An 11,933-nucleotide genomic window follows, 5' to 3' on the forward strand; every position below is an offset into this window, starting at 1 on the left:
CACATTGACGCCGTCAGGTTAACGATGTCAATCTGATCAGATGGGGACTTTTCAGGAAGCGACTGCCTTGTCGGCCCTGGGCGACGGCCGGTTCGGGGCCGTGCTGGACGCCGAGTGGAGCGTCGGGACCCGCCTGCACGGCGGCTATCTCCTCGCCGTGCTGGCCAGGGCGGCCGGTGAGAGCGCCGCCGGCGCCGGGCATCCGCATGTGACCGCCGTGAGCGGCACCTTCGTCGAGCCGCCCGAGCCCGGCGAGGCCGTCGCCTCGGTGCGGGTCCTGCGGGTCGGCAGGAGCGTGGCCCAGGTCAGGGCGGTGCTGGCGCAGGAGGGCCGGACGCGGGTCGAGGCGCACGTCACGCTCGGCCTGCTGGACGACGCCGGCCCCTGGTGGTCGGCCCACGAGCCGGTACGGCTCCCGCCCGAGCAGGAGTGCTTCCTGGCCCCCACCGATCCCCCCGGCGCCGGCATGCGGGTGCCGCTGATGGCCGTGGTCGAGGAGCGCATCGACCCCGAGCACCTGGCCTTCGCCTTCGGCGCCCCGTCCGGCCACGGCGTCATCGCCTCCTGGCAGCGGCTGGCCGACGGCTCGGACTGGGACCCGCTGAGCCTGCTCGTGGCGCTCGACCCGGTGCCGCCGGTCTCGTTCGACCTGGGGCTGGCGGGGTGGGTGCCGACGATCCAGCTCTCGGCGTACATCCGCAGGCTGCCCGCCCCCGGGCCGGTCAGGGTGCGGCTGGCGGCCACGGACGTCGGCGGCGACCGGATGGACGAGGTGGCCCACGTGTGGGACGACAAGGGCCGGCTGGTGGCCCAGGCCACCCAGCTCGCCGCCGTGCGCGTGCCCGCCGATCCGAACCCCTGGGGCCGTGTCTAGCGGTAGATCTCCGGGATCGAGCCGCACCACGGGAAGAAGTCGGCCTTGGCGGCCCGGGTGATCTCTCCGCAGGCGCCGATCTGGGTCGGTCGTTCCGCGCCTTTGACGTGCAGGATCAGCACGGCCTTGTCCAGCGGGTACTGCCGGGGCGAGTCCGCGCCGAAGTCGAGCGCGCCGGTGGCGCCCTCGATGGCGTGGCCGCTCTGGTCGGGGGTGTGCAGGGTGCCGAGCTGACGCCAGACGGTGTAGGAGTTCACCGGTACGCGGTGGCGCTCCTTGCCGAGCCGGCGGATCGCGGTGATCATCGTCTCCGTGGCGTCGTAGGCCAGGGCGGCGTGGCCGTCCAGGGTGCGGCCGGGGCCCGGCTCCTCGCACTCGAAGGGGAACGTGGCGAACAGGTCGGTGTAGAAGTCGTGCCGCTGCGGCTGGCCGCACCTGCTGGGCGCGGCGGCGAACGACTCGTAGTAGTAGCCGATGCCGCTGACGGCCGACCTGACGCGTACGTCAGCGACGTACCTGGTCACGTCGTCGCCCCCGAGGATGGTCGGCGGCGAGCCCGCGCACTTGTCGGCCACCCCCTTCACGAACTCGGCGAAGTCGGGGATGCCGCGGCCGGCGAAGTACACCAGGCCGTCGAAGCCGCAGGCCGACACCCCGGCGTCCCTCGGCTCGCCCGCGTAGGGGTCCTCGCTCCTGTCGGCGGCGCCCGGCTTGGCCGTGCCGACCGGGGTGAAGCGGTGTCCCTCGGCCGCGAAGCCGCGCTCCTCGAGTCTGGCCAGGACGCGGGTCTTGAGGTTGGAGGCGTAGTAGTCGGTCTCGTCGTGGGAGTAGTAGACGCGGGCCCGCCGCTCGATCTCGCCCTTCCCGGCCAGCGAGTCGGCGAAGGCGGCGGCGATCCACGCCTGCCGGGAGTTCTGCGGCGCCACCTGGAAGTAGAACGGCGACTCGTTGACCAGGCGGTCGGCGGACAGCGTGGAGGCCACCATGGGCAGCCCGGCCTTGCCCAGCTCCTGGATGGCCGCGACGGTCTCCTGCCGGCTCTGGTCCAGGCCCACGACGCCCACGATGGGCGCCTGGTCGTCGCGGTAGCGCAGCAGCAGCCTGGCGATGTTGGAGCCGTGCTGCATGCGTCCGCCCGCGTTGGCCAGCAGGATGCGGACGATGGGCTCGCTGGGCCCCGCGGAGTCGTTCTGGCGCTTCTGGGCGATCGCCACGCCCGCCAGGCCCTCGCGGGCCGCGGCCAGCGTGTCACGGTCGCTCGAGGTCAGCGCCGCCAGATAGACGATCGTCACGTACGGCCGGGCGCTGCCTTCGCGCAGCCCCGCGGCGCGCCGGTTCTCCTGGTCGAGGACCGCCTGGACGCGTTCCATCTCGGCGTTGCCGGGCGCGAACAGGTAGTCGGGCTCGGCCACCCCGACGCACTCGGTGCCGACGAGCTGCCGGCCGCTCTCCGTCCACGGCGTCCACAGGCCGCTCGCGCAGGCCCCCCTGTGCCAGGCCGCGGTCTGGCCCGCGTACGCGCCGGCCGCGCCCGCCAGGGCCATCCAGAACAGCGCGATCGCGGTCCACGACGACCACCAGGGCGCCACGCGGGCGGGCGGCACCCAGACGGGGTCCGTGACGTCGTACGCGGTGAGGTCGTCGGGCACGGGCGGCGCGCAGACGGCCAGCGGCGTCTCCAGCACCCGGCGCCAGGCGTCGTCGCCGTCGGCGGTGACCAGCTCCCTGCGCCAGCGGATGAGCGTCCACAGCAGCCCCTTGTCGTCCTCCAGCAGGACGGTGTCGGGCGTGTAGGCGACCACCACGAGCGGGTCGAAGCCGCCCAGGTCCGCCCGGCGCTCCTCCAGCAGCTCCACCAGCTCGCCGGCGTGCTCGTTGAGCAGCAGGAGCGGGTAGAAGACGTGCCCGGCGCCGCGTACGTGCACGGGCGAGCGCCTGTACTGCCCGCTCAGGTCGTCCATGAACGCGCTCAGCAGCAGCCGCGAGACCCGTGCTTCGTCGGCCGGGTCGAGGCCGGCGAGCAGGGCCGCCACGCCGGGCGCCTTGGGGTCGCCGTGCGACAGCGCCCGCCGCAGCCGGCGGAAACGCCCGCCGAGACCCGGGACCCGCCCGCTGAGCCGCAGGTCGTGCAGGAACCCGGGTAACAGCCGCAGCAGCAGGTTGACCGGGAAGGGAACGTGGTCGGCGCCCGCGCCCGCCGTGTCCACGCCCCATCCCCAGTCGCGGTCGGCCTCGCGCAGGACGCGGCGGGCGTGCTCCTCCCTGCCGTGGCACTCGGCCAGTTGCTCGGCGACCTGGACCATCAGCCGGTAACGCGGGAAGCGCAGCCTGGTGCTGCGCAGCTCGGCCACGACGCGGGAGAGCATCTTCGGCACCGATTCGCCCGGCTGGACGTCCGGGCAGGCGCGCGGGATGCCCGGGGAGATGAGATGCGTGGCGCTCTTGCCGCGCGCCGCCAGGAGCGCCGGCCAGTCGCCCGCCTCGCTGAGCCGGACGAGCGGGATCCCTCTGCGCTCGACGTGCTGGCCGTCGTCCGTGCCCCGCCGCCATCCGGCCAGCCACGGCCGCCTGGCGGCGTGCGGTGAGTCCTGGACGCCCTCACCCCTGGCCGGTCTGCGGCACAGGCGGTCTATCGTGTGAATGAAGTTGCCGACCCCGGCGGGGTCGTCCAGCATGACTGCCCCGTGCCTCATCTGATCTCTCTAACACGAGTTCCGGTGGGGGCGGCTTCGAATTCCGGCACGATCCGGTAACCAACCGTCCGATCCATGGACAGGCGTCTCAGTTACCGGGCGGTGGCCGTAACATGTGAAGACTCGCCAACGATGGGAGATGCCCAATGCCCGCCCTCAGGTCACGTACAGTCACCCACGGCAGGAATATGGCCGGTGCCCGGGCCCTGCTCCGGGCGACCGGCGTAGCCGGGAGCGATTTCGGCAAGCCCATCATCGCGGTGGCCAACAGCTTCACCCAGTTCGTGCCGGGGCACGTGCATCTGCGCGAGGTCGGCGACGTGGTGTCCGCGGCGATCCGCGAGGCCGGAGCGATCCCCCGCGAGTTCAACACGATCGCGGTCGACGACGGCATCGCGATGGGCCACGGCGGCATGCTCTACTCGCTGCCGTCGCGCGAGCTGATCGCCGACGCCGTCGAGTACATGGTGGAGGCCCACTGCGCCGACGCGCTGATCTGCGTCTCCAACTGTGACAAGATCACGCCGGGCATGCTGCTGGCCGCGTTCCGGCTGAACATCCCGACGATCTTCGTCTCGGGCGGGCCCATGGAGGCCGGCAAGATGCCCGGCAAGAAGCTCGACCTCATCGACCCGATGATCGCCGCCGCCGACGAGTCCGTCTCCGACGCCGAGCTGCTGGAGCTGGAGGAGAGCGCCTGCCCGACCTGCGGCTCGTGCTCCGGCATGTTCACCGCCAACTCCATGAACTGCCTGGCCGAGGCCATCGGCCTGGCGCTGCCCGGCAACGGCACGATCCTGGCCACGCACAAGGCGCGCAAGCAGCTCTTCGAGGACGCGGGCCGGCAGCTCGTGCAGATCACCCGCCGCTACTACGAGGACGGCGACGAGTCGGTGCTGCCGCGCTCGATCGCCACCCGTGAGGCGTTCGAGAACGCGATGACGCTCGACGTGGCGATGGGCGGCTCGACCAACACGATCCTGCACATCCTGGCCGCGGCCCGCGAGGCCGGCGTCGACTTCGGGCTCAAGGAGATCAACGAGGTCTCGCTGCGGGTGCCGTGCCTGTGCAAGGTGGCCCCGGCGACGGACAAATACCACGTCGAGGACGTCCACCGTGCCGGCGGCATCCCCGGCATCCTGGGCGAGCTCGACCGGGCCGGCCTGCTGCACCGCGACGTGCCCACCGTGAACGGCGGCACGCTGGCCGACCTGCTGGCCGCCTGGGACGTGCTCTCGCCCTCGGCCAAGCCGGAGGCCGTGGAGCTGTGGCACGCGGCGCCGGGCAACGTGCGCACGGTCAAGGCTTATTCGCAGGACAACCGCTGGGACTCCCTCGACCTCGACCGCGAGGCCGGCTGCATCCGCGACCGCGAGCACGCCTACACCGCCGACGGCGGCCTGGCCGTGCTCTACGGCAACATCTCGCGCGACGGCTCGGTGGTGAAGACCGCCGGGGTGGACGAGTCGATCTGGAAGTTCAGCGGGCCGGCGGTGGTGTTCGAGTCGCAGGACGACGCGGTCGAGGGGATCCTCGGCGGGCGGGTCAAGGAGGGCGACGTGGTGGTCATCCGCTACGAGGGCCCCAAGGGCGGCCCCGGCATGCAGGAGATGCTCTACCCGACCTCGTTCCTCAAGGGCAAGGGCCTGGGCAAGGCGTGCGCGCTGGTCACCGACGGGCGTTTCTCCGGCGGCACGTCCGGCCTGTCCATCGGCCACACCTCTCCCGAGGCGGCCGAGGGCGGCATGATCGCGCTGGTCGAAGACGGCGACATCATCGACATCGACATCCCGAACCGGTCGCTGGAGCTGCGGGTGCCCGAGGCCGAGCTGGCCGCGCGGCGCGAGCGGCTGCTGGCCGAACTGGGCGGATACCGGCCGCGTGACCGTCAGCGGCAGGTGAGTGTGGCGCTGCAGGCGTACTCGGCGATGACCACGTCCGCCTCCACGGGCGCCTCGCGCGATCTGACGCAGCTCTCGAAGTAAGAACGGCCTGTGCGGCAGGTGAGAGGCTTCTTCCCTGCCGCACAGATTTTCGAAAATTGTCGGTGGTCATCCCTATTCTTGGGGTATGACGACAGTCGTGAAGCACGATACTCGCCCGCTGACGACCGCCGAGATCGCCGCACTCGCACTCTCCCTCGCCCACCTCGGCGCGGGACCGCAGGCCGTCACCGCCAGGCGTGGCCTGCAGCACGCATTCGAGCACGTTGAGCTCGACGACGACGTCATCGCCACCACCCTCGCGACCCTCACCGAGCCCCTCCCCGCCGACGTCGCCTCACGGGCCAGGCTGATGGCCGACGCCATCACCAGCCGGCTCAACATCCGCCTGCACTACCAGGACGCCTCCGGCACGGTCACCGCCCGCGACGTCGAGCCGGTGACCTGCCTGGTCCACCGCGAATACTGGTATCTGGTCGGCGTGTGCCGGATGCGCCGGGCGATCAGGGCGTTCAGGTTCGACCGGATCATCGCGGTCGAGCCCACGCTCACCCCGTCCCGGCCGCACCTGGCCGACCGTTTCCTGCCCTTCCAGCGCCGCAAGCGCCGGGCCACCCGGGCGGCATAGAAACTGGCCTGCGCTTGACCAGGTGAGCACCTGGTCATTGGGCGGTGGCTGGCAGGCTCCCGGACATGCGTGTTCGGGACTGCTCGCTCGTCGCCGCCCTGCTCATCGGGCTGTCCGGCTGCGCCGGGCCACCGGGCGCGACGCCGCGTCCGGTGGCCGCCGCCGGGCAGCGGCCGGGGCTGGTCGCCGAGAGCGTGCTCTCCCCCGCCGAGCGGCGGGCTCTCGACCGCGCGCTGGAGCGCTCTCTGCGCGACCGGCCCGGCAGGGCGGCGCTGGCCGTCTACGACCGCACGACCGGGGCCAGGTACGCCTTCCGCGAGCGCACGCCGTTCATGCTGGCCAGCGTGGCCAAGGTGGACATCCTGCTGGCCTTCCTGCTCGGCAAGCGGGACGAGCGGCTGACCCGGTACGAGCGCACGCTGGTCTCCCGCATGATCCGCGAGAGCGACAACGACAGCGCCCACGAGCTCTACATGACGATCGGCGGCCAGGACGGGCTGACCCGGGTGCTGCACCGGCTGGGGGTGCGGCACACGCGGCCCGGATCGGGGCTCTTCTGGGGATTGACCCACAGCAGGCCGTCGGACCAGGTGAAGGTGCTGGAGCGACTCACCGACCCCGGCGGGCCGCTGCCGGCCGGCAAGCGGCGCTACGCGCTGCGCCTCATGTCGTCCGTGACGCCCTCGCAGGTCTGGGGGGTCAGTGAGGCAGCGGCCAAGGGTGAAGTGGCGCTCAAGAACGGCTGGCTGCCCGCTGAGGCGCACCACGGGCTGTGGACGGTCAACAGCGTGGGACGGTTGCGGGTGAGCGGCCATGACCTGCTGCTCGCGGTGCTGACCGAGCGCAGCCCCGACATGGAGACCGGCGTCGCCACCGTCGAGCGGCTGGCCAGGGTGGCGGTGAGCACGCTCACGCGATCGAGGACGGCCGTCGGGGCCTGAGGGTCAGGTCGGGCCTGAGAGCCAGGTCGGGCCTGAGAGCCAGGTCGGGCCTGAGAGCCAGGTCGGGCCTGAGAGCCAGGTCGGGCCTGAGAGCCAGGTCGGGCCTGAGGGTCAGCCGCAGCAGCCCCCGCCGCAGCAACCGCCACCACCGCTCGCCTTGGGCGTGGCCGCACCGCCCGTCATGGCGACCGTGGACAGCAGTTTCACCGTGTCGTCGTGGCCCTCGGGGCAGGACGCCGGGTCGTCGGAGGCCGCCATGGGGCGGGAGACCTCGAACGTGGAGCCGCAGGCGCGGCAGCGGAAGTCGTATCGCGGCATGGGCCAACTGTAACCGCTAGGCGGCGTAGGTGATGTGGGCGTAGTCGGAGACGGGCTCGTAGCCGATCGACTGGTAGATGGAGTTGCTGGTCGGGTTGTCCAGGTCGGTGAAGAGCACGACCTCGTCGCAGCGTTCGGCCAGGCCGGTCCGGGTGGCGTACGCGGTGACGGCGGCGCCGTAGCCGCGTCTGCGGCACGACGGAGGCGTGTAGACGGGGCCGATCCGGCACACTCCCCCGGCCGCCGGGGAGAGCGCGGCGAGGGCGACCGGCGCGCCGTCGGCCTCCCACACGAACAGCTCCCGGGCCGCCAGCCGCCGGGCGACGCGGTCCACCACGTCGCCCTCGCCCATCCGCACCTCGTCGCCGAACGCCTGGTACCAGCTCACCAGCAGCGGGAAGTCCCCGGGGACGGCCGGTCTGCCCTGCCCCGGCACGTCGGGGACGGTGAGCGTGCCCAGGCGGTAGAGGCGCTCGGACACCACCCTCTCGGGCGCTCCGAGCAACCGGGTGACCTCGTCGGTCACCTCCAGGGGGCCCACGAACACGGGCAGGTCGCCGTTCAGCGCCTCGACGAGCGGCGCGACCGCCTCGACGGGCACGGCGAAGAGTCCCACGGGGTGCGGTGGGGTGTGGAACACGGCCCCGCGGACCTCGCCGCCGGCCGTCCACCAGCCGAAGAGGGGATCCTCGACGGGCATGCCGGCCCGCAGGCCGGCCAGGACGGTCAGCGGGACGGTGTGCCGCACGGGGTCGCCGAGCAGGAACGGCTCGGCGACCGCGGCGTACTCCTCAGTGTCTGAGGTGAAGGTCCACATGCCTGCTCATGCTGTCAGGCGGCGGCCTTCCGGATCAAAGCGGTTTCAGGCCCCTTATGCTGCGGCCTCGAGGTAGGGCGCCCACTGCGGGTCACCGATGAGCGAGGCGCCGATGAGCCGCCAATGGGCGCCCCGTGGCACCGCGGGGCTGACGCGAAGCGTCCACCCCAGCTCCTCCAGGTATTTGTCGGCCTTGCGGTGGTTGCAGGTGGTGCACGAGGCGACGCAGTTCTCCCAGGTGTGGGTGCCGCCTCTGGACCGGGGGATGACGTGGTCGATGGTCTCGGCCTTCAGCCCGCAGTAGGCGCAGCGGTAGTCGTCGCGCCGCATGAGGGCGGCCCTGGTCAGCGGGATGCGCGACCGGTAGGGGATGCGGACATATCTCCGGAGTCTGATCACCGAGGGGACATCGAGCGTGCAGCTCGCGGAGCGCAGCACTGCGCCCCTGCCGTCGCGGTGCACGACGTCGGCCTTCTCCCGCAGCACCAGCACGATGGCGCGGTGCAGCGAAAGGGTGGTCAGTGGCTCGTAGGTGGCATTCAGCAGCAGGACTTGGCGCGTCATCGGGCCTCTCCCCGCTGCGTGCGTATCAAAGGGGACATGCCGCGGCATGTCCCGACTGTCGGCCCCTCCTGGGGCACTAGTGCTTCCGTCACGTGGACCTCCGCCGGACGGCCCAGCGGATGGTCACCACGGCACCGTCCTGTCACCAAGTCTGGCGTTTGCACCGTGGTCCCCGCCACCCCAAAAACCTCCCGCGGGAATGACCAGAGGGACACACGATACGTTTTATGCCCGCTCTACCAGCCCTTTACGCCTGCCCGTTGGCAGTAGGGTTCCTGGCATGACGCGAGAGCAGTATCCGACCGCACGCCGCGAAGACACCGTTGATCTCATTCATGAGACACCCGTGCCCGACCCCTACCGGTGGCTGGAGGATCCGGACAGCCCGGAGACGAAGGGATGGCTGCTCGCGCAGTCCGGGCTGTTCGACCAGGAGCGGGGCCCGCAGCGGTTCAAGAGCCGGATCGCCGAGTTGCTCAGGTCCGGCTCGGTGGGCACGCCGGCGTGGCGCGGGGAGCGCCACTTCTTCACCCGCCGCACCCCCGACCAGGAGCACGCCGTCTACTACGTGGCCGAGCCCGACGGCACCGAGCGGGCGCTGATCGACCCGATGGCGCTCGACCCGTCGGGGCTGACCACGCTCGACGCGGCGCAGCCGGACAAGGAGGGGCGGCTGCTGGCGTACCAGATCTCGGTGGGCGGCAACGAGGAGTCGGTCCTCTACCTTCTCGACGTCACCACGGGTGAGCGGGTCGAGGGGCCGATCGACCGTTGCCGCTACTCCCCCATCGCCTGGCTGCCCGGCGGAGAGGCGTTCTACTACGTGCGCCGGCTGCCGAGCACGGAGGTTCCGGAGAACGAGACGCAGTTCCACCGCCGCGTCTACCTCCACCGCGTCGGCACCTCCACCGAGGACGACGTGATGATCTTCGGTGACGGCCTGAAGATGACCAACTACTACGGTGTCTCGGTCTCGCGTGACGGCCGCTGGCTGCAGGTGTCGGCCCACGAGGGCACCGCGCCGCGCAACGACCTCTGGGTGGCCGACCTGACCGAGTCCCGGATCGACCGGCCGCGGCTCAAGGTCGTGCAGGAGGGCGTGGACGCGCAGACGGGGCTCGTGTTCGGCCGCGACGGCCGCCTCTACGTGCACACCGACCGCGACGCGCCCCGGGCCCGGGTGTGCGTCACCGACCCGGCGGAGCCCGGTTTCGAGACCTGGCGCGACCTGATCCCCGAGGACCCCGAGGCGGTGCTGTCCGACTTCGCGATCCTCGACGAGCTGGAGCGCCCGGTCATGCTGGTGAGCTGGACCCGCCACGCGATCAGCGAGATCACCGTGCACGACCTGGCGACCGGCGAGCGCCTCGGCGAGGTGCCCACGCCGGGCCTGGGCACGATCGGCGGCCTCTCCGAGCATCCCGAGGGCGGTCACGAGGCGTGGTTCGGCTACACCGACAACACCACGCCGCCCACCATCCAGCGCTACGACGCGAGCACGGGCGAGACCACGCTGTGGGCGGCCTCCCCGGGCGCGGTCGAGGTGCCGGCGGTCCGCACCGAGCAGGTGGTCTACCGGTCGAGCGACGGCACGGACGTCCGCATGCTGATCATCTCCCCGGCCGACGCCACGCCGGGGCCGCGCCCCACCATCCTGTACGGCTACGGCGGCTTCGGCCTGTCCATGACCCCCGGCTACTCCGCCTCGGTCCTGACCTGGGTGGAGGCGGGCGGCGTCTACGCCATCGCCAACCTGCGCGGCGGCGGCGAGGAGGGCGAGGATTGGCACCGCGCCGGCATGCTGGCCAACAAGCAGAACGTGTTCGACGACTTCCACGCCGCCGCCGAGCACCTCATCGCCACCGGTGTCACCACGCGGGCCCAACTCGGCATCTCGGGCGGCTCCAACGGCGGCCTGCTGGTCGGCGCCGCGCTGACGCAGCGCCCCGACCTGTACGCCGCCGTGGTCTGCTCCGCGCCGCTGCTCGACATGATCAGATACGAGAAGCACGGCCTCGGCGCCACCTGGAACGTCGAATACGGCTCCGCCGACGACCCCGAGCAGTTCGGCTGGCTGCTGGGCTACTCGCCCTACCACCACGTCAAGGAGTCGGTGGCCTACCCGGCGACGCTGTTCACGGTCTTCCAGTCCGACACGCGGGTGCACCCGCTGCACGCGTGGAAGATGTGCGCGGCGCTGCAGCACGCCTCGACGGCCGACCGGCCCGTGCTGCTGCGCAACGAGGCCGAGGTGGGGCACGGCGCACGGTCGGTGAGCAGGTCGGTGGACCTGTCGGCCGACACGCTGACGTTCCTCGCGCGGCACACCGGGCTGTAGTCCGTGCGGTGCGCCGGACAGTAGTCTCGACGGTATGAGCACGCTGGGGCTGGCCATGGTCGAGGCCGTCCCCAGCGCTGCGTTGCGACCCTATGTGCTGCGGCTGTGCGCCTACCGCGAGCACTACGCCGCGCCGGTGACCCGGTCGGAGATGGCGATGCCGGGGGCGGTGCTCATCCTGGCGTTCGGCACGCCGATGGAGGTGGACGGGGAGCGGGTCTCGGCCTTCACGGGCGGCCTGAGCGACCGGTTCACCGTCACCCGCTCGGCGGGGCCGTCCGAGGGCGTGGAGGTCTATCTCACGCCGTTCGGGGCCAGGAGGCTCTACGGGATGCCGATGCGGCATCTGACGAACCGGGTGGTGCCGGTCGGCGACCTGCTCGGGCCGTGGTCGGCCCTCATGGTGGAACGGCTGGCCGAGACGCCGTCGTGGCGCGAGCGGCTGGCGCTGACCGACCGGCTGCTGTGCGAGCGGATCGCGGCGGGCCCGGCGCTGCGGCCCGAGTTGCCGTGGGCGTGGGCGCGGCTGCTGGAGTCCGGCGGCAGGCTGGGCGTGTCGTCGCTGGCCGAGTCGCTCGGCTGGAGCCAGCGCCATCTCGTCGCCCGCTTCCAGGACCAGATCGGGCTGCCACCGAAGACGGCGGCCCGGGTGATCAGGTTCGGGCGGGCCCTGCGGCTGCTGCGGTCCGGCACGGCCATCGCCGAGGTGGCGGCGGAGTGCGGCTTCTACGACCAGGCGCACATGAACCGCGACTTCCGGGTCCTGGGCGACACGACGCCGGGTCGGATTTATCCAAGACCGGCCGCCTGACCAGGG

At 71.8% G+C, this 11,933-nt stretch carries 10 protein-coding genes; 6 read left to right on the forward strand and 4 right to left on the reverse strand.

The features are described from left to right. Window positions 1–67: 67 nt before the first annotated feature. On the forward strand, window positions 68–874 hold the full coding sequence (locus AB0I15_RS23825) for a thioesterase family protein (RefSeq protein WP_358099299.1): 807 nt from the start codon (window positions 68–70) through the stop codon (window positions 872–874). On the opposite strand, the gene AB0I15_RS23830 is transcribed toward AB0I15_RS23825, so the two are convergent. Continuing rightward, entirely contained in the window at window positions 871–3,567 is a 2,697-nt protein-coding gene (locus tag AB0I15_RS23830) for a hypothetical protein (RefSeq protein ID WP_358099302.1), read from the reverse strand. The genes AB0I15_RS23825 and AB0I15_RS23830 overlap by 4 nt on opposite strands. 146 nt (window positions 3,568–3,713) lie before the next feature. Here AB0I15_RS23830 and ilvD point away from each other — a divergent pair, with 146 nt between their 5' ends. The 3 genes from ilvD (at window position 3,714) to AB0I15_RS23845 (ending at window position 7,079) form a co-directional block, all read left to right on the forward strand. Then, on the forward strand, window positions 3,714–5,552 hold the full coding sequence (gene ilvD / locus AB0I15_RS23835) for a dihydroxy-acid dehydratase (protein WP_358099304.1): 1,839 nt from the start codon (window positions 3,714–3,716) through the stop codon (window positions 5,550–5,552). An 85-nt stretch (window positions 5,553–5,637) separates the two neighbouring features. Then, window positions 5,638–6,138: a WYL domain-containing protein gene (locus AB0I15_RS23840; protein ID WP_358099306.1), complete on the forward strand. Its 501-nt coding sequence runs from the start codon at window positions 5,638–5,640 to the stop codon at window positions 6,136–6,138. A 65-nt stretch (window positions 6,139–6,203) separates the two neighbouring features. Continuing rightward, window positions 6,204–7,079 carry a serine hydrolase gene (locus tag AB0I15_RS23845; RefSeq protein WP_358099309.1) on the forward strand — a complete coding sequence of 292 codons (876 nt, stop codon included), beginning with the start codon at window positions 6,204–6,206 and terminating at the stop codon, window positions 7,077–7,079. 111 nt (window positions 7,080–7,190) lie between these two features. On the opposite strand, the gene AB0I15_RS23850 is transcribed toward AB0I15_RS23845, so the two are convergent. Genes AB0I15_RS23850 through AB0I15_RS23860 form a run of 3 tightly spaced genes read right to left on the reverse strand, consistent with a single transcriptional unit; the run spans window position 7,191 to window position 8,778 of the window. Next, window positions 7,191–7,397 carry a zinc ribbon domain-containing protein gene (locus AB0I15_RS23850; protein ID WP_358099312.1) on the reverse strand — a complete coding sequence of 69 codons (207 nt, stop codon included), beginning with the start codon at window positions 7,395–7,397 and terminating at the stop codon, window positions 7,191–7,193. A gap of 16 nt (window positions 7,398–7,413) precedes the next feature. Continuing rightward, window positions 7,414–8,214 (reverse strand): GNAT family N-acetyltransferase, encoded by an 801-nt coding sequence (locus tag AB0I15_RS23855; RefSeq protein WP_358099315.1) that lies wholly within the window; start codon window positions 8,212–8,214, stop codon window positions 7,414–7,416. 54 nt (window positions 8,215–8,268) lie between these two features. Continuing rightward, window positions 8,269–8,778 carry an HNH endonuclease gene (locus AB0I15_RS23860; protein WP_358099318.1) on the reverse strand — a complete coding sequence of 170 codons (510 nt, stop codon included), beginning with the start codon at window positions 8,776–8,778 and terminating at the stop codon, window positions 8,269–8,271. A 280-nt stretch (window positions 8,779–9,058) separates the two neighbouring features. Here AB0I15_RS23860 and AB0I15_RS23865 point away from each other — a divergent pair, with 280 nt between their 5' ends. Beyond that, window positions 9,059–11,116, forward strand: coding sequence for a prolyl oligopeptidase family serine peptidase (locus AB0I15_RS23865; RefSeq protein WP_358099321.1), 2,058 nt, complete (start codon window positions 9,059–9,061; stop codon window positions 11,114–11,116). Between the two features lie 34 nt (window positions 11,117–11,150). Next, window positions 11,151–11,927, forward strand: a complete 777-nt coding sequence (locus AB0I15_RS23870) for a helix-turn-helix domain-containing protein (protein ID WP_358099324.1) — start codon at window positions 11,151–11,153, stop codon at window positions 11,925–11,927. Window positions 11,928–11,933 lie beyond the last annotated feature (6 nt).

The sequence above is a fragment of the Nonomuraea sp. NPDC050643 genome, from assembly GCF_040654715.1.
Classification (GTDB): Bacteria; Actinomycetota; Actinomycetes; order Streptosporangiales; family Streptosporangiaceae; genus Nonomuraea.